Genomic DNA, 20,014 nt, shown 5'->3' with positions numbered 1-20,014 from the left:
GAATCTCCTCCAGGGATCTATATATGTAAACCTGTGATTTTCGTTTAGCCTTGGACCTTATCTCTTATTGCCCATTTTCGGATTGCTTTTGCTACACCGTCTTCATTATTTGTCGCTGTGATCCAATCGGCTGTTTCTTTCACTATAGGCTGGGCATTCCCCATTGCGATCCCCAATCCTGCCTCTTTGATCATTGCAATATCATTCAAACTGTCACCGACGGCCATGACCTCTTTCATTGTTATGTCGAGCCTGTCGCAGACACTTTTGATTCCTCGCGCTTTATTGATGCCAAGCGGATTGACTTCAATATTTGTCGGGCTTGAATTGGTCACTTCAAACATACCTTTTGTTTTCAATTCGTTTAAGATGATTTCCCTGATTTGGTCGTCCTCAATATCAAAGCCAAATTTCAGCCATTCAAGTGCTTTGATATCGTCAGGCATTTCATTGTTCCAGACGCTATCGCTGCTGATTGCCCAAAAATTTGCTTTATGAGTTTGTGTCAGCCCCCACATCCATTGAACGAGGTCATGCTCGACCCGGTTTCTCTCAATCAGTTCTCCTTTTTCGTTCCATATTTCACTTCCATTCACGGTGACTAAATAAGAAGAAAGTTTGAGCGATTCGGCATATTCCCGGCACGTCATCCGGGAACGTCCGGTACTGAGCACAACATGGATGCCCTGTTGTTGCGCCTCCTCAATCGCCTGTCTGTTTGCCATCGATATTTCTAGCTGATCATTCAATAATGTTCCATCCATATCAAGGGCGATCAGTTTAATATCGTGTTCAGCCTGCTGTTCTGTCATTTGAGTCTTCCTTTCATCTGTTCAGTATAAAATTAGCATACCATCTCAAAATTATTTCCACCATGAATCAAACTTTGTGGCCGGAAGTCTGCGTTTGTGTTCTGAGACCATATAACGCTTCTCGATCTTCTCAGCAGCTTCGGCTGAAACTGGTTTTCCCTCAAGATAATCATCAATCACCGCGTATGAGATCCCAAGTTCCGTCTCATCAGCCTGTCCGGGGACGTTATCGAGCAGATCTGCTGTCGGTACTTTTAAATAAAGGCGTTCGGGAGCTCCCAGCTCTTTTAATAAAGCTTTGCCCTGGCGTTTCGTTAAACCTGATAAAGGCAGGATATCCGCACCCCCGTCCCCATACTTTGTAAAAAATCCGGTTATAGCCTCTGCCGCATGATCCGTACCAATGACAAGAAACCCTTTTTCACCCGCTGCCGCATATTGCGCGATCATTCTCATTCTTGCTTTTATATTTCCTTTTTGAAAATCGCTCAGTGACTCTTTTACAGCGTTGGTGTACTCGTCTTCTGCCACATCGACCGCTTCCTTAATGTTATACGTAAACTCCTGATCAGCTTTAATGAAATCCAATGCGACCTGGGCATCATTTTCATCAAACTGCACGCCATACGGCAGGCGAATGGCGATAAACCGGGCATTATAGCCCTCATTTCGTAATTCTTCAACAGCCAACTGGGCAAGCCGGCCAGCCAGCGTAGAATCCTGACCTCCACTAATCCCTAATACAAACCCTTTAGCCTTCGACTTTGTTAAATAATCCTTTAAAAAATCGATTCTTTCCCTGATCTCTTCTTTTGGGTTTATTTCTGGTTTAACGTGTAAATCCTCAATGATTTGTTTTTGCAGACTCATCAGTTTAACACCTCTCCATTTCGCAAAAAATTTAAAACTGAATAACAGAATATTATGTAATTCTATGATCGCTGTTTCGCAGAAACCCTTGATTCCCTTCTACTTTGCCTTGGATGAGTAATCTTAAACATATTAGATAATTTTTTAGAAATGAGGCCATTCGGTTATTCTTATTTTAGCATTCTGTCCATATGAATGTAATCCGAAAAGAAAGGTATTGAATTTACCCTGTTTTTAAAGGTATTAAATGCAAAAAAAAGCAGCGGAATAGACTGCTCTTTCCGCTGCTGGACGATCTTAAGCCGGGAATAGAATTTCATCGATAATCCCGTATTCCTTCGACTCTTCGGCACTCATAAAGTAATCTCTGTCCGTGTCTTTTGCAACCTTTTCGCTCGGCTGCCCGGTCCGTTCTGCGATGATGTTGTTAATATGCTCTCTCAGCTTCAATATGCGCCGGGCCGATATCTCGATTTCAGTAGCCTGGCCTCGCGCACCGCCGAGAGGCTGATGGATCATCACCTCACTATTTGGCAAAGCATAGCGCTTCCCCTTCGTGCCGGCGAGAAGAAGCATTGCTCCGAATGAAGCCGCCATTCCGGTACAGATCGTCCTGATATCGGGCTTGATGTATTGCATCGTATCGAATATCGCAAATCCTGCCGAGGTTGAGCCGCCCGGACTGTTAATATAGAGCGAAATATCCTTATCCGGTGCATCTGCAGCCAAAAACAATAATTGGGCGATGATCGAATTTGCCATCTGGTCATTAATTTCGTCGCCCACCATAATGATCCGGTCCTTCAAAAGCCGTGAATAAATATCATAGGAACGTTCGCCGCGATTTGATTGTTCAATTACATATGGAATTGCCGTCATCCGTATTCCTCCTGTCATATAAATGGCTATGCTGCCATGCAGAAGGTGCTGAAAGGAGAATGGGCCTGTTTTGCGATTTTTCTTTTTCGAGCCCGCATTTGGACCGGCGCTTCATTCACTAATGAACGAATAGACGGAATTGCTCTAATCAGAACAGCTGGATCCTGTTCATGCAAAGACTCGTAAATAAGCTCGGAGATCTGTTTTTGCTCCCCGTCCTCCCAAAAGGTTGCAACCTCGTAAAACTTGTCGTTAGTCAAACGTTGTTTTGCCCGGAAAAGTGAGCTTTTGACAGCCATTTCGCTTACACTCAAAATGTCCGCAATCTCCTTAACCTGATATTGAAAGGCTTCCTTTAATGTAAAAATGATCGCTTGCTTCGGTGTAAATTGCTGCATTAATAACTCCGTCGTTTCCATTAGCCCGCTGTGTAGTTCCCTGATGGACAATTCAGGACTTGCATCAATCATTTCTTTTTTTCGTTTTCGAACCGTATCAATCCAAAGATTGTAAGCCATTTTGTTCAGTAAAGCAGCGCTGATTACCGGCTTGTGCTGGTAATGCTGAATCGCCTTCAGTATGGTTGCCTGCGCAATGTCGTCTCCATCCCATTTATTTTGGGCCAGAAACCGGCAATATTTTTGCAAACCGGGATATAACGTAACCAAGATATTTTCTGCCTGTTCTGGGCGCGGAGTTTCCAGTTGTTCATTTTTGCCGAGCCTGTTATCCATCATTTCACTCCTTCAGCACCTTTCTGTCTTTTAAACGATTTCGAACGGGAGAAAGATACGGGGTCTAAAATTTTATTTATTTTTTATCCCATATGCTGATACAAGCCTGTTAGTTACGGCAAAAAAATGTTATCTTTACAATGATTTCAGTGCGTCTGGGATGGGAATTTCCCCTGAAACGAGATCAAATGAGCGATAAAAAGTGTTTTCTTCATCTAGAGCAGCAAAAATGGTGTGGGCTACATCTTCACGGGGAATCGAACCTCTTTCCAAATTCTCTGCAGCTGACACTTTTCCGGTTCCGGCTTCATTGATGAGACCGCCCGGGCGGATAATCGTATAGGTCAACTCGCTTTGCTCAAGGATTTTATCAGCGTAATGTTTGGCAACATAATATGGTTTTATTGCTTCACTCCAGTTTTCCCTGTTGTGCGACTGGAGAGCACTAACCAATACAAACCTTTTTATCCCGGCTTTTTCTGCTGCTTCAACCGTTTTTGCAGCTCCATCCAAATCGATAAGCAGAGTTTTGTCTGCGCCTGTGTGTCCGCCAGACCCTGCAGTGAAAACAATCGCATCGCAGCCTTTCGCTGCTTCAGCAATAGCATCAACTCTATCCTCCAGATTGGCGACTGCTGTCTCGATCCCCTGCTGCTTTAATTCATTTGACTGTTCTTCCGTTCTGACCATCGCTCTCGGTGTATGTTCCTTGCTTTCTTTTAACAGCTCAATAAGCTTCTTGCCAATTTGCCCGTTTGCTCCCACTACAAGTACTTTCATTTAGCCATACTCCTTCCTTGATTTCATTTTCTGCATCAATTATTTCAAAAATAAAATACGAGGGCAAATCATTGGTTTCATAACAGCCTTTTTATGATTCGTTACTTTCATTAGAAATATAAAAAACCTTTTCCTCTTTATGAGAAAAGGCTTGAAATTTAGTAGTTATTAGATACTTTTCAACTCCAGCTCAGCATTAACAAGGGATCCCGGTCAGTTTCGCGACTTGATTATTCATTCTCTGGATGGCGCTATAGTATTCTTTTTCTAAAGAGTCGACAATTTCTGCCACTGTTTCGATTTTATTAATCGCGCCTACCCCCTGGCCTGCGGACCAAATGTCACGCCACGCCTTTGCGTTCGTTTCTTTTTGCATCCCATCAAAATCAACTTCTGCTTTCTTTGTTAATTCGGCTGGATCGAGGCCTGCTTTCACAATGCTCGGTTTCAGCATATTAGCTTTTACTCCTGAAAAGGCGTCGGTTAAAATAAGATCCTCCTGGGTTGCTTCTATGAGCATTTTCCTGTAATCGTCATTTGCCATGCTTTCTGTCGCAACGATAAAGCGCGTGCCTATATAGGCGAGGTCTGCACCAGCAGATTGTGCAGCCAGCAAGCCGCTTCCAGTTGAAATAGCTCCGGCCAGGATAATCACTCCATCCCAAAAAGAGCGGACAATATCGACGAAGGCAAAGCTGTTCAATTCACCAGCATGGCCGCCCGCACCAGCAGCAACAAGAATTAAACCATCCACTCCAGCCGCAGCTGCTTTCTTCGCAAATGCAACATCACTGACATCTGAAAAAACAAGACCTCCGTAACTGTGGACGACTTCGACAACTTTTCGGGGGCTTCCTAAAGACGTAATGACCAGCTTTGGCTGATGTCTTTGAAGCAGTTCCAGTTCAGTCTCAAGACGGCTGTATGAACTATGAACGACCATATTCATTGCCCATGGTGCACTCTTCCGTTCAGGCTCTTTTTTGTTTGCTTCAGCCAGTTCCTCATTTAATTGCCCCATCCATTGATCAAGAACCTCAATCGGTCTGGCGTTCGGTGCCGGGAAAGAACCAATCACACCGCTTAAACACGCATTTTTTACCAAATCAGGCCCTGAGACAAGAAACATTGGTGCTGAAATAACAGGAAGCCTTAAATTGCTCCACCACTCATCAGGGATTTTTTTATTCATCTCTTACCCTCCAAGCATTTTTTTAAAATTCAGAATTCCATAGATTTACTTTATCACAAAAGTGAATGAATAGCCATTCAATTAATATTGAAAAAGCGGGAAAAACCCGCTTTTACAACCAGGAGCTTTCCCCCAATGCGAGCACCTTCAACTGGTCTTTATCCAATTCAAGCCGCTCCCATTCTGCATACATTCTTTCTAAAGCTTCTGGTCCTGTATCATCCGCCAAGCGGTAAGCTCCATAATGCATCGGGATAAATGTTTGTCCTTTTAATTGTAAAAAAGCTTTTATCGCATCCTCAGGATTAATATGAGAAGTGGACATAAACCATTCCGGTTCATAGGCACCAATCGGCATAAGGACAATGTCCAGCGTGAATCTGTCAGCAATCTCCTTAAAACCGTTAAAGTAACCGGTATCACCGACAAAATAAACAGATCTGGCCCCGGCTTCAAGCCCTGCAAACACCCAACCGCCCCAATGGGATGTATTTGTATCCGTTAAAGACCTTTTCGTCCAATGCTGGGCAGGGACAAACGAAATTTGCAGGCGAGCCTCTGTAAAAGAGTCCCACCAATTCGCTTCAACTACTTTTTTATATCCTCTTCGCCTAAAGGCTGATTTCAATCCGGCCGGTACATAAAAGACTGGCGAACCTTTCAGTCTTCGGATCGAACCGAAATCAAGGTGATCGTAATGGCCGTGCGAAATGATGACCACATCAATTTCAGGGAGCTGATCAATCTGGATGCCGGGAGCAGTCTGTCTTTTTTGCAAGCCCATTCTGCTTGCCCAAACCGGATCAGTTAATATATTGAGTCCGCTCATTTGTATTAGAAATGTTGAATGTCCAACCCATGTAATCGAAAAATCAGTCCTGTTTTCCCGCAGTCTGGCTACTTCTTTAAGGTCAGCCTGGGGAATTTGAACTGTCAAATCCTTCGTTTTCCCCCTTCGTTCCTTTGACCATTTCAGCATATCGGAAAACGAATGTAGATTTTCTACATCCTCATAGTTTTTATATCTTGTTCGTTTCATCATCTAACCCCTTTTGACCAATTGTAGAACGTTATAGCTTTTTGGCACTCTCTAGGGGATATTATAATGAACTAATATTTTGATAGCAAAAATTCGGTATCATCCTGCAGTCACTTAGAGATTAAAAAAAGTCCACAAGCATTAATCAGCAAGTGGACAAGAAGCTACTTTTGCTTAATTCATTAGCACTTCGATTTAATAAGTATTATACACATTTTCGCATTCTTCTCCTGTTGGCTGGTAAAAACAGTGCAGCTTGTAACGGCCAACGTGTGGCTGGTTATACCAGGTTGGCGGACAGTCGCCCGGAGGTCTGAAATACCACAAGCTAAATTTTGCCGGCCAGCGTCTTTCACCATTTATAACGCGGCGGGCCAGTTGTTTCTCACTTTCTCGTGCCCGTTGATAAAAGTAACCCTTCTGCACGGCTTCGAAGGCATGGGGCTGATAGATCATTTGCGGTATGGTACGCAACCCTATAAAATCGGAGCAATTTGCCCTGATCCGATTTATGCCAACATTGCCAACGAGCAGCATACCAATGTCTCCTTCTCCTTCAGCCTCTGCCCTGAGCAGCCTTGCCAAAAGGTCAATATCAGACTCCCTTGCCTTAACAACTGCCATATCTTCACCTCCCATGTTTCTTCCTCTATAATATTCTGATGCGTTCGGGTAATGCCGATTAATTTAAATTTACCAGTTGCATAAATACTTCATCCGATAATTTTTCATTTGACACCTTTATTTCCATATTTATATGCAGTCTTTTTCTCTCACTTAGCATCCATTTCTTCAAAAATCGAACAAAGCTCAAGCAAGTCATCTATGATAAAATCGGCTTTCGTTTCGTCCATGCTCCAACCTTCATCTTTTTTCCAAATCGCAGTCATTCCCGCGCTTTTCGCCGCAGCTATATCGTTTTCAGGATGATCGCCGACAAAAATGCTCTCCTCTGTGGAAACTCCAAGCTGGTCGATAGCCCTTTTGAAAATTTCCGGGTTCGGTTTTTTAATCCCTTCTGTTTCGGAAACCAGGATAACGTCAAAATAATGTTTAATTTCCAATGCCTTAATATTTTTTAATTGAAAATCATGATATCCATTGGTAATGACTCCAAGTATCAGCGAGTTTCTTTTTAAATTTTCGAGCATCCTGATTAGATTAGGAAAAGGGACACAATGAACATGAAAATTTGTAAAATAATCATCGTATAAACTTTCCCAATTGCACCCTGGAATGTTGAACTCTTTTACCAGCTTTGAATAAACCATGTCTTTTCCTGTATAACCACGACAATCAAGTTCGACAAAACGGGTTAAGTAAGTATCTACAGGAATATGGTCGAGGTAATTGGAAAAGCGATCATATTGGGAAACTATGAACCTATGTACAGATTGATCGCGATCAAGCAATGTACCATCCAAATCAAATAATACAGCTTTCATCAGCTGCTCCCTTCTTTATATTTTGTGTTTAAAACGCTTTCAGACTCCTTTATTTTACCACATTCCAAATTTTTGGTTATCATACCTAATTAAAAAAACATCACCGTTAACCAGTGATGTATAGTGAAAAAAATTTATCATAATCTGTTCCTAAAATATTTTATCGCTCCAATAATAAACACGAAACCAGTTACCAACCATGTTAAAAGAAAGCCAGTCCTAACTCCCATTCCGGCATCCAAATTACCTCCGATGTAGTCCCCATACACAAGATACATTAACGGAATTGAGCTTAATAGAAACAGCAAGTTGAAGATGGCTTTACCATATGGCTTTCGCTGGCGGGACTGAGCGGATAAAAAACGAAACGCCGCGAATAAAAGCAGAATTGATAAACCGGCCTGAACCATTAGCATGAGAGCGATCATCCTCCTTCTCAAAATATATGAATCTTGTCCAAAAATATTGCTGTAAATTAAAATCTTTTTTTAATACGAAAATTTTACAAATAATTGAAACTTTACAACCTCCTGTCCCTTATAGAAATGATGTCGCATGTTGTCAGAATCATTACGATAACAGCTGAAAATCGGGGACTATACAACAATGGAAGCACTGATCCAGGCTCAACAGGCTGCCATGTATGCAGCGATTGTCGGCGCGTCAGTAGCCATCACTGGCAGCGGCGATACTGGATCGGCAATCCGAAAAGGTTGCTCCCAGCCGGAGCAACCTTTTGTGGGTGGATGTGTTTAAATTAATCCTTTAAAAAGTGAATCAATTAACCGCCGGATTGCTCCTAAGCAACTTTATAAATTTTCGTTTGCCAACCTGGATGATTGTTTCATCTTGAACCACTACCAGGAAATTAATATCGATAATTTTTTCGCCATTCACTCTAATTCCACCGTTTTGAATCATTTTGCGCGCTTCTCCCTTTGAAGGAAGCAATTTCAGTTTTACGATGGCATCAATGACTGACACAGGCTCAGCAGTATCCCAGACGATCATTGGAATATCATCTGGAATAAGCCCTTTTTGAAATACTTCTTTAAAGATCTGCTCTGTTTGATTCGCTGCCTCTGTTCCATGAAACATTGAAACAATTGTTCTTGCGAGCAGCATTTTCGCATCTCGGGGATGAACGCGTCTATTTTCGAGATCTGCAACGATTTTTAATTTGTCGTCTATAGGCAGATTGCTAGCAAGATTAAAGTATTTTACCATAAGCTCATCGGGAATCGACATCGTTTTTCCGTACATATCCTGAGGATTTTCGTCTATGCCGATGTAATTGCCTTTCGACTTTGACATCTTTTCAACACCATCAAGTCCTTCCAGGAGTGGCAGCAGCATGACGACCTGCTTCTCTTTATTGTAGTATTCCTGCAAATGCCTGCCCATCAATACATTAAAATGCTGATCATTGCCGCCAAGCTCGATATCGCTTTCAAGCATCACTTAATCGTAGCCTTGCATCAGCGGATAAAAAAATTCATGAAGCGAAATCGGTTTTCCCGCCGCAAGCCGTATGGAAAAATCGTTTCTCTCTAGCAGTCTTGCAACAGTAATACTCCCAGCAAGGTTGATAACTGCTTCAAGATCGAGCTTCGACAGCCACTTTGAATTATAATGCAATTCAACTTTTTCCATATCGAGTATTTTTCCAAACTGCTCAAAGTAAGTTTTTGCATTATGTTTTACTTCTTCAACGGAAAGCTGTTTTCTGCTCGTTGATTTCCCGGTCGGATCACCGATTTTCCCGGTGAAATCACCAATGATCAACTGGATCGTATGGCCGTTTTCTTGAAACTGCTTAAGCTTGTTCAAGACGACAGTATGGCCTAAATGCACATCTGGTGCAGAGGGATCCAGGCCAAGCTTGACTCTTAATGGCTTATTTGTCAGCAAGGATTTCGCCAGCTTGTTTTTTAGCTCTTGTTCAGGAATAATCTCCTGAACCCCAGTTGCATATAACGAAAACTGCCTTTCCAGTTCCACTACTTGCTGTTTAGATAATTTCTCTGCGAAGTTATCCATCTCGATTTTCCTCCTTTTTTAGCATAAAAAACCACGTCCCTATAAAAGGGACGTGGTTTATTGCACGCGGTACCACCCTTGTTGAAGAAAAAATTCTTCCACTCAATCGAATAACGGTTCGTCCGTCCTTTGTTACTCGTTTTCACAAAGAAAGTTCGAGGAGGTAATTCACCTTTATCTATGCTCCGATTTTCACCAGCCATCGGCTCTCTGCTCCATGGAGATAAATGCTACTCGTTCCTGTCATCACTTAGGCATATTGTAAAGTTAGCAATATTTTAACTGAATTGATAGTTGATGGCAAGAACAACCACCCTACTAAGAGCGTTACTACTTACAACGGCAGAAGTAGTACAGATTCCTGTCTTTCAAGCTGCTCCACCATGTTCAACCATTCGGATGGCTTGTTTGGCAAAACGGTATAGTAATTTTTCAGGAAATCGACAACGAGTTGTGCGGGAATCTCATTAACATTTTCATCGTCAGGCATAAAGCATAAGTCAAGGCCGGTAACTGCCTCGCCGTCGTTTTTCCATGAAGGATGCACATACGTGAAATCGAGACGCTTATAGCCTAAATGGGACAGAACTTCACGCCGTACGAACGGATTCATTGCTTTTACTCCGCCAAACTCGTGATCTCCCGCCTTGTATGGGTCGTAAATTTCCGCAAACATTCCAAACAGTTTTTTCCCATTGCTTTTAGCCAGTTCGTTCAAGTCATTCTGGCGATTTTGCGCCAGAAAACGGCCAAGGCTTAAGCCGGGCCGGCCAATGATCGTAAAATCGGTCATCGCGATATTCCAGTCGGGATAGTAACGATATTCGGTCGCACCTGCGACATCATCGCCATGAACCGCGACAAATACACGAATACCTGGATCTTCAAGCGGTTCCTTCCATAGTTCATATTCAAGCACTTCTTCAGGCGGAAAAACTTCCTGCATTAAGTTGTGCATTTTCCGAAATAACGGGTCTTCAATGCTGGTAATTCTCAAGTACTTCATCTACGTAAGCGCTCCTTCAGATTATTTAAACGGATTTTTCCATTCCATTAACGTCCCGTAATTGCACGATTCCTCGTCATCCAAATATTGTTCAACAACGGCAACTGGCACCCTGCCGCACCTGAGCAGGAACGAAATGACCGGATCCTTTATGTCACCCGCAGTAACAGCCTCGATATATTGCTCAGCGCTCATTTCAGCTGATTTTTGCTTAAAGCCCGGCATCCTGCCGCCGCCGAGCAGACGTTCGAGGCCAAGTTCGATGACAACATGGTACATTGCCTGCATCATCAGCTTGCCAAGGCCAAGCTTGCGATATTTAGGGCGTACGCTTATATCGACAATATAAAGAGTGCTGCCCTGCGGGTTATGGCTGCGGATATAGCCATTATCCGTTACCTCTTCCCATGTATGAACAGGATGATCCGGGTCAAAATCAACACATAAGCCCGTCAGAGAGCCGGCCAATTCACCATTTACTTCTACACAAAGCGCCCCCTCGGGAAACAGTGTAATATGGTTATTGAGCTGATCTTTATTCCACCACAGCTCAGCTGGAAACGGCGGCGGAAAACATTCGGATTGGATTTGGATAAGCTCATCAAAATCGTTTTTGTTATAGTTGCGAATTACGACTGGAACAGGCTTCTCCTGATCATACACATAAAACTCGCTTCGGTATCGCAATTCAGTCACCCTTCAAATATTTGATTTTTCCCAATCCGGATATAAATCAACACGGCGGTCCCGCCATGTCGTCACGGAACCTTTTTCGCGAACCTCATAAAGAAGGCTTAAATCAAGGTCAGCAGTCACGATCATATCGTTATTCAATTCACCTTCGGAGAGAAGGCCTTGCGGAGGAAATGGAATGTCATTGGGCGTAATCACTGCTGCCTGGCCGAAGTTTGCGCGCATAAAGTCAACAGTCGGTAAAGCTCCGACTGTGCCGGTCAAAACGACATAGACCTGGTTTTCGATCGCTCTAGCATGGCTTGTATAGCGGACGCGGTGAAAGCCATGGCGGTCATCAGTGCATGACGGACAGAAAATCACATCGGCTCCTTTTGCCTTCGCCATTCTGACGATCTCCGGAAACTCAATGTCATAACATGTCAGAATCGCAATTTTCCCTTTTTCGGTATCGAACACAGCCAGTCCATCGCCAGCAGTCATGTTCCATTCATGTACCTCGGTTGGCGTAATGTGGAGCTTTGCCTGCTCTTCAATTCTTCCATCCGGATAAAAAAGATGTGCGACATTGTACAATTTGCCATCCCTGTTTATGACATGGGTTCCCCCGATAATATGCATACCGGTGTCTTTTGCAAAACCTGTAAAAAGCTCACGGTATTGCTCCGTAAATCCGGGCAGTTCATTGATTGTCAGATTCGCTCCATGATCACTGCCGATTGACAGCAGCTGGGTCGTAAAAAATTCTGGAAACAGCACAAATTCGGAACCGTACTCCTGGGCTGTTTTTATATAATGCTCACATTGCTTCGTGAATTGTTCAATTGATTGGATCGTGTGCAAATGGTACTGCACTGCAGAAACACGAATTTTCATCAAACCACTCCTTACAAAACGTTATCTTTCTTGTTTGATTATCATTGATAATCATGAACATGACAAGAACGTACTTTTTTGTAAGTAGGTTACTTTTGGGGTACTATTGGGGTACTATTGGATCGCTGCTAGTTTCAAAGACTTTGTTGAATATCTTCTATCCGCTTTTTTCCCCATTCATACATCATTTCAATAATTGGCATCAGCGTTTGACCGAGTTCCGTTAACGAATACTCAACTCGAGGAGGAACCTCCGGGTAGGCTGTTCTCAGTACGACACCATCCTCAATCAATTCCTTCAGCTGGCTTGACAGCATTTTTTGCGTAATTTTTGGGAAAAGCTTTTGCAGTTCACTAAAACGGTGTGGACCTGCCTTCCCTAAGTACCAGAGAATCACAATCTTCCATTTCCCGCTGATTACGGACAGCGTTAATTCCTTCTCACAATTAAACTGTCCGTTTTCAATTTTCTCTTTAATTTCTTTTCGCAACGTATCCGCCATTCGCGTACCTCTTCTTTGTATTGGTATTTTCATTATACCCGATCTGATAGAGACGTTTAATTGATAACTTTCGAGATATGAATCTGGCAATTTATTTATAATTTTATTGTTTAACACTAAGGACTGTTTTATAGTTCGCTTTCGAAGCACGGTAGATCAGAAAGAATCCCATACCTGTGACCGCGCAGAGGATGATCCCGACAGACAGAAATAAAAATGGCAAGCTGAACACGGTTGCACAAAAGGTTCCGTACAGTATTCCAATTGGCGTTGCCGCTTTCGACAGCAAAAAACGGACAGAAAATACTTGACCCAATATCTCATCAGGTACGAGGCGCTGATAGATTGTCGTGCTATAAACATTCCAGAATGGCATTACGATTCCGGCCACCATCTCGAACAAGAGCGCCAGCCAAAAAGATTCGGTTAATCCTAGAAATATGTGCGTGCTCCCGCCGACAAACAGTGCACTTATCATAACAAGATACAAATACTTTCCGGGCGCCTTTAGCTTTCCTACCAGGTATGAACCGAGTATATAACCGAGTGGAAAAGACGCGGCAAAAAAACCATATTCAAAAGATGTTCCTCCCAATATGTCCGTAACATATGGAATATACATCGCTTGCGTCGCAAAGACACCAAAGCTTGTTGTGGCAATGAACATTCCGAGAATAAGCAGGATTTTATGTTGTGTATATATATCCAGTCCTGCCTTGAATTGTCCCATCCATGATGCTTTACTTAGCGGGCTTTTGTTCTTCTCTTTTAACAAAGGAAGAAGCATGATCGAAAAAAGATAAAACGACAGCACGATCGCGACAGCGATTATTTGTCCGAAATTGGCGACCAAAAATCCGCCGACAGGTAAAGCAATTAGTCTAATCAACTGGGTAAGCCCGGAAATTTTCGCATTCGCTTTTACCAGCTCGTTTTGATGTACCAGTTTTGGAATAATAGCGTCTGCTGCTGCATCGTATATCACAATTGAAGTTAAAAAAGCCGCGATATACAAAATGATCGGGTCCATCGATGCGAGCAACAAACAGATCAATAACTATAAAAACCGAATAACAATCACTTGCCCTTCTTTTTTATTTAAAGTTAGCTTTACATACTCTAAAAACAAAAAACCTCCGATACAGCTGAAGGTTTTCCGTTAAGTCTATTTGTTAGTTCGGTTCGATATATTTTTTCGCCCGTTCACTGTCCCTGTAGCCTTTTGTCGTCGGATCCTGGACAATTCCAAGCATCGAGAGAAGGATAAATATTGCATTAGCGAATGTTAATACCCCCTCGGCAATTTCTTCGGTGAGCTGGAAATCAGTCAGCCCCACTGAATTTAAACCAACTAGCAACATTTGCAGGACGATCAGCAGTTGGGATAAAAATGCTGCAACCCAACGCCAGTTCCTGAATCGGACTCTCCAGTTAATCATTATTAAACCCTCCTTATTAACTCCTTTCTTTAAAATATGCTCGTCTATCGGAAGGGTTGTCTTAAAATGTTCGCTATTTCGATAATCATGCACCCAATGTTTTGTTGGAAAAAGACTATTTAAATGTATTAAAAAACCGTCCGGAACTTGGACGGTTTGTACTTGTTTATTTAAAATTATTTTTCACTGATGATCTCCAAAAAGTGTGATAGCACCCTTGCGGTAAGTCCCCAAATGACCTTGCCTTCATAACGGTAAAAATACTCTTCCAGCTGCCTGGTTTGCCAATTATATTTTTCACCGCCCTGGATCGAATCGAATGGAAAATTTTCTTCCGGCTGAATTTGAAAATTGATTTTATACTTTTCCGGGTTTGTCCTTTTAAAAAAGCTTAAAGGTACGGTGAATATTTCTGCCACTTCAGCGGGGTTTGGCTTGATTGCCTGATAATCTTCAATCACACCAACGTATGGATAAATGATCGTCCCAAAAGCGGACACCATATAATCGAGCGGAAATACATTTGCGATGGTGCTTTCCGAAATCCCGAGCTCTTCTGAAGTTTCCCTGATCGCAGAATGCTGTTCATCCCGATCCTCTTGATCTATTTTGCCGCCAGGAAAACAAATCTCGCCTGGCTGTCTCCTTAATGTATGGGCCCGAACCTCGAATAAGACGCGGATCTCTCCATCATGATGGATCAAGGGTAACAGAATCGAATATTTTATAAATTGATCACTGCCCAAAATGACAGGAGTCCGGTCTTTCAGCATTCCTATTAACCTTTCAAGCTCCATTCTTCCACCTCCGCTAATATACGGCCGTCTTCTTTCGATAATAAAAAATATCTCTGTCCCAACACGAAGCACTCCAACGACTGCCTCCTATTGCTTCCTTGCTTTAACTGTTGGTTGAGGTGTGCTTTTTCGGATCATCTGGTTGATTACTTCCGAGATGACGAGGCCAATTGCAATCGCTCCTGAAAACAAGAATGCTTTGGCTGCAAGCTGTAATGCGCTGTTGTAGTCATTTTCAACGAAATTGCGCATCGCGTCGTAAGCAAGCCCGCCAGGCACTAACGGAATGATTCCGGCAACACTAAACACGATAATTGGTGTTTTATATATTCTTGCAAAAATTTGGCTGATAATCCCGATGACAACTGAAGCGATAACCGTTGCGAGGGCAATATCAAAATAGTCTTCGGAAAGCCATATGTAGACAACCCAGCCTAGCATACCAACAAACCCGCATTGCAGTAATGATCTTCCCGGAATATTAAAAATAATCCCAAAAGCGGCCGATGCAATAAAACTCGTTATCAATTGTACAATCATAAACGTTACCTCTTAGCTTTTTAATAAAATGAAAAAACGACCGCAATCCCGGTACCGATCGCAAAAGCAGTCAGGAAAGCTTCAGCGCCTTTCGACAGGCCGGAAACAAGATGGCCGGCCATTAAATCCCTGACTGCATTTGTTATTAATAGCCCCGGCACCAATGGCATAACCGAACCAATAATGATTTTATCCAATTCCTGCCCTGCTCCTGCGTTCACTAACAACAATGCGGTCGAACCGATCACAAGGCTAGCGAGAAACTCGGCAAAGAATTTTATTTCAACCAGCTTATGTACGTATATTAAAGCGATAAAGCCGAGTCCACCCGTAAGCATAGCTGGAATAAAATCGCTTGCGATACCGCTGAACATCATTAAAAAACAGCCGCTCGAAATCGAGGCAGCGACAATTTGCAGCCATAAAGGGAAAGCAAGATTGGCTAGATCTATTTTTCTTAATTCGCAAAATGCCTCCTCCAGCGTCAACTCGCCACCGCTGATCCTTCGTGAAATCCCATTCACTAGTGTAACTTTTCTTAAATCCGTCGTCCGATCAGAAATCCTGATCAGCTTAGTCGGTACCGTTCCGTCAACTGAAAAAATAATCACAGTTGGTGTCACATAACTGTGGGATCCATGGACAGAGAAAGAGGTGGCAATGCGTGACATCGTATCTTCGACCCGGTATGTTTCAGCACCGGACTGAAGCATAATTTTACCTGCCAGCAGGCATAACTCAATAATTTCAATCGTTCGTTCTTCGTTATTTTTCATGATTTTCTCCAATATTTTATCAGTGCATGTTTATCATAATTTTTTTTATCGCAAAAATGCTGTTATTGCCAGTATAACGCAATTATATTCAGATTCTACTACATTTCATTCTTTTAGAAAAACAACTTGCAACCACTATCAATTGGATTATTGCTTATTTCGGACTTTTTTCTTCACAAATTAACTAAAAAGGGATAAACTTCTTATAATCATATAGGAAAGGTAGGAATAATGATGACAAAAGAAGTTCGGACTATTCCCCGTCCGCTCGTCAGAATAAATCAATCATTTATTGCAGGTAGCGTACTGTTAACCTGGCTAACCGGAGAAATCTGGATACTTGCCGTCCCGCTTATCGCCGGTTTATTCGGCCTTTTATTTGGTGTAAATCCAATTATGAAAATCGGGAGCGCTTTTTTAAAGAAACCATACTCCCAGTACATCCCGGAAGAATATGACCAGCAGCAATTCAACCAAATCATCGCCGTTGTTTGTCTAACTGGCGCACTTATCGGTTATGCTGCCGGCTGGAACGTGATCGGTCATATTTTTTCCGCGATGGTCGCACTCGCTTCCATTTTTGCACTGCTTGGCTTTTGCATCGGCTGTTTTATCCGCTACCAATGGATTCAATACCGGCACAGAACCGCAAAATAAACATGAAAACACGGAACCTTCGCAGGTCCCGTGTTTTCGTTATATTCTCTTCATTTCATTGGCCACAAATTCAACATCTGTCCCGACGACAACCTGGAGATCTGTTTTCCCCATTTTGATAACCCCTTTTGCACCTGATCTTTTCAGCTGAGCTTCATCGATAAGGCTCATATCCTTTACTTTCAGGCGCAGGCGGGTGACACAATTGTCAATTTCCACAAGGTTTTCTTTTCCGCCAAGAGCTGAAAGATAACCGGCAGCTACTTCAGAATAGTTGCCTGTGGCAATTCCGCTTTCTTCAAATTCACCTTCGACATCATCTTCCCGTCCCGGTGTTTTCAAATCCAGTTTCTTGATCAACAAGTAAAAAACAACAAAATACAGGAGGGCATACACTAATCCTATACCTGCCAGCACGAGTGGTTTCTGGGCGATTCCAAAGTTCAAGATAAAATCAATCGCTCCTGCCGAGAACCCAAAACCATGATGGATATCAAGAAGATAGGCAATTGACAGGGATAGGCCAGTCAATATCGCGTGAATAAAATATAGTGCCGGTGATAAAAACATAAATAAAAATTCAATTGGTTCTGTAATTCCCGTTAAGAAAGAAGTAAATGCAAGGCCAAGCAATACCCCCGTCAGAGCTTTTCTCCTTTCCGGCTTTGCTGCTGCAATTATTGCCAGTGCTGCACCCGGAAGTCCGAACATCATGACCGGGAAAAATCCAGCCATAAAGACCCCTGCTGTCGGATCCTTGGCAAGGAAACGATATAAGTCTCCTTTAACAAGCTCGCCTGCGGCATTGGTAAACTCGCCAAATTCAAACCAAACAAGTGTATTCAGGATGTGATGGAGGCCGACAGGAATTAACAGTCGATTTAAGAACCCATAAATTCCAACCCCGGTTGCTCCTGCACCAATAATCCATTCCCCGACATTATTGATTACTTCCTGAATCGGTGGCCAAATAAATCCAAAAATAAACGCAAGGATCAGCATTGCCAGTGACGTGATAATCGGTACAAACCTGCGTCCGCCAAAAAAGCCAAGCCAATCAGGCAGTTTTATATCATGATATTTGTTATAAAGCAGCCCGGCCACAATACCTGATATAATCCCTCCCAATACGCCCATATTGATCGTTTTATCCAATGCTTGGGCACCATTCGTCAATACAAAGTAGCCGACCGCGCCGGCCAACGCTGCCGCACCGTTTCCATCCTTCGAGAATCCAATGGCAACCCCGATTGCAAACAATATGGCCAGATTGGCAAATACGGCATCCCCTGCTGCGGAAATAAACTTAATATCCAATAAGTCCGGCTGTCCTAAACGTAAAAGCAATGCAGCAGCAGGCATGACGGCAATCGGAAGCATCAATGATTTTCCAATGCGCTGTAGAAACCCTAACATTTGTAAACACCCCTTTTTTATTTTTTATGATAATACTCCAAAAAGGCAGCTTTACTTATTTAATAGATATGAATGTACTGTCCGACATATTATTTAGCTGGCCTGAAAATTTTTCAACATTGCTTTCATAAAAAGTGGCTTAGATTAATAGGCTAATCTTATAGCCTTATTCGATGTTTTTAGCTTTCATATTAGAGTAATCTTAATACAACAAGTACTGCTCGCGAACTTCGATAAATTGTTCCAGTCCTTCTTGCCATTGCTTTTTCATGTCCTGGACTGGCCATCCTTCTTCAATCCCGTCACGAATCCAGCCATTTCCGACCAATTGGTCGAAGAAGGAAATGCCAGCACTGTTCTCGGCCCGGAATTGAAACTTGCCTGGATATAGGTCGTGAATCGTTTTGACAATATGGAGGCCTGTCTCGACCGGTTTAAATTCCTCCCGATCCGTTACATGGATTTGGATGCCGTGCGAAAGGACTCCAGCATGCTTTGAGAAACTCGGGTTGAAGGATGCCGGCCTGAATGTAACTCCTTTAAGCTTTAGAGAATTCAGTTCATGTGCCAAAACCTCTGCATTAATAAACGGGGCGCCGATTAATTCAAATGGCTTCGTTGTTCCTCTTCCCTCTGATACATTTGTTCCTTCAATTAAAGCACCACCCGGATAGGCAAGCGTTGTCTCAACAGTCGGCATGTTCGGCGATGGAAGAACAAACGGCAAACCAGTATCATCAAAATACGCCGATCGTTTCCAGCCGTTCATTTCAACAACAGTTAAATCAGCCCCGATACCGTACTCTTCATTGAACAATTTTGCCAGTTCCCCCACTGTCATTCCGTGTCGGAGCGGAATCGGGTAATTGCCAACGAAGGATGCATATTTCGGGTCAAGGACCGGTCCTTCAACCTTTAGTCCGCCGAGCGGGTTAGGACGGTCAAGCACGATAAATGGAATATCGTTTTCTTTTGCGGCTTCCATCGCATAAGCCATCGTATAAATATAAGTGTAGAAGCGGGTTCCTACATCTTGAATATCAAATAGCAGCACATCAACGTTTTCGAGCATTGCCGGTGTTGGCTTTCTCGTTTTTCCGTACAGGCTGTATACAGGCAGCCCTGTTTTTTCATCGGTGTAAAATTCCACATATTCACCTGCCTGGGCGCTGCCGCGTACGCCATGCTCCGGTCCATACAGGGCGGTCAGTTCAACATCGGGATCGCTATGGAGCAAATCGACAACACTGGTCAGATCGGGATCGACTCCGGTTGGATTCGTAATAAGACCGACTCTTTTTCCTTCAATCAAGTCTTTGTCGTCCTCTAACAGCACTTCAATGCCGATTTCCAGCTTCTTGCTCTTTTTGCTTTTACCATATCGTTTCCCTTTACCATCGTCTGCCAATACTCCTGTCAACGACGACAGGACGAGGATTGCCGTCAAAATCGTTACAAGCCATTTTTTCAACTTCGTCACCCCATTTCGATTTATGAAACGATAGTGAGAGGCAGCAGGA

The 20,014-nt window shown here is 42.9% G+C and carries 22 protein-coding genes, 1 pseudogene and 1 other annotated feature; of the genes and pseudogenes, 1 reads left to right on the top strand and 22 read right to left on the bottom strand.

Features of this window, described 5'->3' with window-relative positions:
* Window positions 1–44: 44 nt before the first annotated feature.
* The 20 genes and pseudogenes from CU635_RS16775 to CU635_RS16680 all read right to left on the bottom strand — a co-directional run bounded on the left by CU635_RS16775 (window position 45) and on the right by CU635_RS16680 (window position 16,421).
* The gene (locus CU635_RS16775; RefSeq protein WP_101578533.1) at window positions 45–812 is read right to left on the bottom strand and encodes a Cof-type HAD-IIB family hydrolase; all 768 of its coding nucleotides are present in this window, start codon (window positions 810–812) and stop codon (window positions 45–47) included.
* 51 nt (window positions 813–863) lie between these two features.
* Complete coding sequence (nadE, locus tag CU635_RS16770; RefSeq protein ID WP_101578532.1) at window positions 864–1,682, bottom strand: ammonia-dependent NAD(+) synthetase; 819 nt, start codon at window positions 1,680–1,682, stop codon at window positions 864–866.
* 297 nt (window positions 1,683–1,979) lie between these two features.
* A complete protein-coding gene (clpP, locus tag CU635_RS16765) occupies window positions 1,980–2,561 on the bottom strand; it encodes an ATP-dependent Clp endopeptidase proteolytic subunit ClpP (protein ID WP_101578531.1) in 582 nt (193 codons plus the stop codon).
* A 26-nt stretch (window positions 2,562–2,587) separates the two neighbouring features.
* Window positions 2,588–3,298, bottom strand: a complete 711-nt coding sequence (locus CU635_RS16760) for a sigma factor-like helix-turn-helix DNA-binding protein (RefSeq protein WP_101578530.1) — start codon at window positions 3,296–3,298, stop codon at window positions 2,588–2,590.
* 132 nt (window positions 3,299–3,430) lie between these two features.
* Complete coding sequence (locus CU635_RS16755; protein ID WP_101578529.1) at window positions 3,431–4,075, bottom strand: SDR family oxidoreductase; 645 nt, start codon at window positions 4,073–4,075, stop codon at window positions 3,431–3,433.
* Window positions 4,076–4,271: 196 nt separating this feature from the next.
* On the bottom strand, window positions 4,272–5,267 hold the full coding sequence (locus tag CU635_RS16750) for an NAD(P)H-dependent flavin oxidoreductase (RefSeq protein ID WP_101578528.1): 996 nt from the start codon (window positions 5,265–5,267) through the stop codon (window positions 4,272–4,274).
* 112 nt (window positions 5,268–5,379) lie between these two features.
* Complete coding sequence (locus CU635_RS16745; RefSeq protein WP_101578527.1) at window positions 5,380–6,306, bottom strand: MBL fold metallo-hydrolase; 927 nt, start codon at window positions 6,304–6,306, stop codon at window positions 5,380–5,382.
* 195 nt (window positions 6,307–6,501) lie between these two features.
* Entirely contained in the window at window positions 6,502–6,930 is a 429-nt protein-coding gene (locus tag CU635_RS16740) for a cell wall hydrolase (RefSeq protein ID WP_101578551.1), read from the bottom strand.
* Window positions 6,931–7,079: 149 nt separating this feature from the next.
* Window positions 7,080–7,751 (bottom strand): HAD family hydrolase, encoded by a 672-nt coding sequence (locus CU635_RS16735; protein ID WP_373270902.1) that lies wholly within the window; start codon window positions 7,749–7,751, stop codon window positions 7,080–7,082.
* A gap of 137 nt (window positions 7,752–7,888) precedes the next feature.
* A complete protein-coding gene (locus CU635_RS16730) occupies window positions 7,889–8,167 on the bottom strand; it encodes a hypothetical protein (protein ID WP_101578525.1) in 279 nt (92 codons plus the stop codon).
* 361 nt (window positions 8,168–8,528) lie between these two features.
* Window positions 8,529–9,791, bottom strand: a pseudogene (tyrS, locus tag CU635_RS16725) (tyrosine--tRNA ligase).
* A gap of 43 nt (window positions 9,792–9,834) precedes the next feature.
* Window positions 9,835–10,047: a binding site (T-box leader), on the bottom strand.
* A 78-nt stretch (window positions 10,048–10,125) separates the two neighbouring features.
* Window positions 10,126–10,797, bottom strand: coding sequence for a GNAT family acetyltransferase (locus CU635_RS16720; RefSeq protein WP_101578524.1), 672 nt, complete (start codon window positions 10,795–10,797; stop codon window positions 10,126–10,128).
* A 21-nt stretch (window positions 10,798–10,818) separates the two neighbouring features.
* On the bottom strand, window positions 10,819–11,484 hold the full coding sequence (locus tag CU635_RS16715) for a GNAT family N-acetyltransferase (protein ID WP_101578523.1): 666 nt from the start codon (window positions 11,482–11,484) through the stop codon (window positions 10,819–10,821).
* A gap of 12 nt (window positions 11,485–11,496) precedes the next feature.
* A complete protein-coding gene (locus CU635_RS16710) occupies window positions 11,497–12,366 on the bottom strand; it encodes a carbon-nitrogen hydrolase family protein (RefSeq protein ID WP_101578522.1) in 870 nt (289 codons plus the stop codon).
* Window positions 12,367–12,500: 134 nt separating this feature from the next.
* Entirely contained in the window at window positions 12,501–12,869 is a 369-nt protein-coding gene (locus CU635_RS16705) for a winged helix-turn-helix transcriptional regulator (protein WP_101578521.1), read from the bottom strand.
* A gap of 103 nt (window positions 12,870–12,972) precedes the next feature.
* Window positions 12,973–13,923 carry an MFS transporter gene (locus CU635_RS16700; RefSeq protein WP_101578520.1) on the bottom strand — a complete coding sequence of 317 codons (951 nt, stop codon included), beginning with the start codon at window positions 13,921–13,923 and terminating at the stop codon, window positions 12,973–12,975.
* A gap of 118 nt (window positions 13,924–14,041) precedes the next feature.
* A complete protein-coding gene (locus CU635_RS16695; RefSeq protein ID WP_101578519.1) occupies window positions 14,042–14,308 on the bottom strand; it encodes a phage holin in 267 nt (88 codons plus the stop codon).
* A 176-nt stretch (window positions 14,309–14,484) separates the two neighbouring features.
* A complete protein-coding gene (locus CU635_RS16690; RefSeq protein WP_101578550.1) occupies window positions 14,485–15,105 on the bottom strand; it encodes an NUDIX hydrolase in 621 nt (206 codons plus the stop codon).
* A gap of 87 nt (window positions 15,106–15,192) precedes the next feature.
* The gene (locus CU635_RS16685) at window positions 15,193–15,645 is read right to left on the bottom strand and encodes a threonine/serine exporter family protein (protein ID WP_101578518.1); all 453 of its coding nucleotides are present in this window, start codon (window positions 15,643–15,645) and stop codon (window positions 15,193–15,195) included.
* Between the two features lie 20 nt (window positions 15,646–15,665).
* Complete coding sequence (locus CU635_RS16680; RefSeq protein WP_101578517.1) at window positions 15,666–16,421, bottom strand: threonine/serine exporter family protein; 756 nt, start codon at window positions 16,419–16,421, stop codon at window positions 15,666–15,668.
* Between the two features lie 231 nt (window positions 16,422–16,652).
* On the opposite strand from CU635_RS16680, the gene CU635_RS16675 reads away from it, so the two are divergent.
* Complete coding sequence (locus tag CU635_RS16675) at window positions 16,653–17,078, top strand: DUF4395 domain-containing protein (protein ID WP_342751466.1); 426 nt, start codon at window positions 16,653–16,655, stop codon at window positions 17,076–17,078.
* A gap of 39 nt (window positions 17,079–17,117) precedes the next feature.
* Here the strand turns inward: CU635_RS16675 and nagE are convergent, their stop codons facing one another.
* A complete protein-coding gene (gene nagE, locus CU635_RS16670; protein ID WP_101578515.1) occupies window positions 17,118–18,494 on the bottom strand; it encodes an N-acetylglucosamine-specific PTS transporter subunit IIBC in 1,377 nt (458 codons plus the stop codon).
* Window positions 18,495–18,696: 202 nt separating this feature from the next.
* Entirely contained in the window at window positions 18,697–19,965 is a 1,269-nt protein-coding gene (locus CU635_RS16665; RefSeq protein ID WP_101578514.1) for an exo-beta-N-acetylmuramidase NamZ family protein, read from the bottom strand.
* Window positions 19,966–20,014 lie beyond the last annotated feature (49 nt).

The organism is Bacillus canaveralius (genome assembly GCF_002860125.1).
GTDB classification, from domain to species: Bacteria; Bacillota; Bacilli; order Bacillales; family Cytobacillaceae; genus Bacillus_BJ; species Bacillus_BJ canaveralius.
Note: the sequence above shows the minus strand (reverse complement) of the source record. Positions and strands in the feature narration are given on the sequence as shown.

Excerpts from the sequence above, each read along its gene's own strand:
- CU635_RS16775 (WP_101578533.1), bottom strand. The coding sequence starts at position 812 with ATGACAGAACAGCAGGCTGAACACGATATTAAACTGATCGCCCTTGAT.
- nadE (WP_101578532.1), bottom strand. The coding sequence starts at position 1,682 with ATGAGTCTGCAAAAACAAATCATTGAGGATTTACACGTTAAACCAGAA.
- clpP (WP_101578531.1), bottom strand. The coding sequence starts at position 2,561 with ATGACGGCAATTCCATATGTAATTGAACAATCAAATCGCGGCGAACGT.
- CU635_RS16760 (WP_101578530.1), bottom strand. The coding sequence starts at position 3,298 with ATGATGGATAACAGGCTCGGCAAAAATGAACAACTGGAAACTCCGCGC.
- CU635_RS16755 (WP_101578529.1), bottom strand. The coding sequence starts at position 4,075 with ATGAAAGTACTTGTAGTGGGAGCAAACGGGCAAATTGGCAAGAAGCTT.
- CU635_RS16750 (WP_101578528.1), bottom strand. The coding sequence starts at position 5,267 with ATGAATAAAAAAATCCCTGATGAGTGGTGGAGCAATTTAAGGCTTCCT.
- CU635_RS16745 (WP_101578527.1), bottom strand. The coding sequence starts at position 6,306 with ATGAAACGAACAAGATATAAAAACTATGAGGATGTAGAAAATCTACAT.
- CU635_RS16740 (WP_101578551.1), bottom strand. The coding sequence starts at position 6,930 with ATGGCAGTTGTTAAGGCAAGGGAGTCTGATATTGACCTTTTGGCAAGG.
- CU635_RS16735 (WP_373270902.1), bottom strand. The coding sequence starts at position 7,751 with ATGAAAGCTGTATTATTTGATTTGGATGGTACATTGCTTGATCGCGAT.
- CU635_RS16730 (WP_101578525.1), bottom strand. The coding sequence starts at position 8,167 with ATGCTAATGGTTCAGGCCGGTTTATCAATTCTGCTTTTATTCGCGGCG.
- CU635_RS16720 (WP_101578524.1), bottom strand. The coding sequence starts at position 10,797 with ATGAAGTACTTGAGAATTACCAGCATTGAAGACCCGTTATTTCGGAAA.
- CU635_RS16710 (WP_101578522.1), bottom strand. The coding sequence starts at position 12,366 with ATGAAAATTCGTGTTTCTGCAGTGCAGTACCATTTGCACACGATCCAA.
- CU635_RS16705 (WP_101578521.1), bottom strand. The coding sequence starts at position 12,869 with ATGGCGGATACGTTGCGAAAAGAAATTAAAGAGAAAATTGAAAACGGA.
- CU635_RS16695 (WP_101578519.1), bottom strand. The coding sequence starts at position 14,308 with ATGATTAACTGGAGAGTCCGATTCAGGAACTGGCGTTGGGTTGCAGCA.
- CU635_RS16690 (WP_101578550.1), bottom strand. The coding sequence starts at position 15,105 with ATGGAGCTTGAAAGGTTAATAGGAATGCTGAAAGACCGGACTCCTGTC.
- CU635_RS16685 (WP_101578518.1), bottom strand. The coding sequence starts at position 15,645 with ATGATTGTACAATTGATAACGAGTTTTATTGCATCGGCCGCTTTTGGG.
- CU635_RS16680 (WP_101578517.1), bottom strand. The coding sequence starts at position 16,421 with ATGAAAAATAACGAAGAACGAACGATTGAAATTATTGAGTTATGCCTG.
- CU635_RS16675 (WP_342751466.1), top strand. The coding sequence starts at position 16,653 with ATGATGACAAAAGAAGTTCGGACTATTCCCCGTCCGCTCGTCAGAATA.
- nagE (WP_101578515.1), bottom strand. The coding sequence starts at position 18,494 with ATGTTAGGGTTTCTACAGCGCATTGGAAAATCATTGATGCTTCCGATT.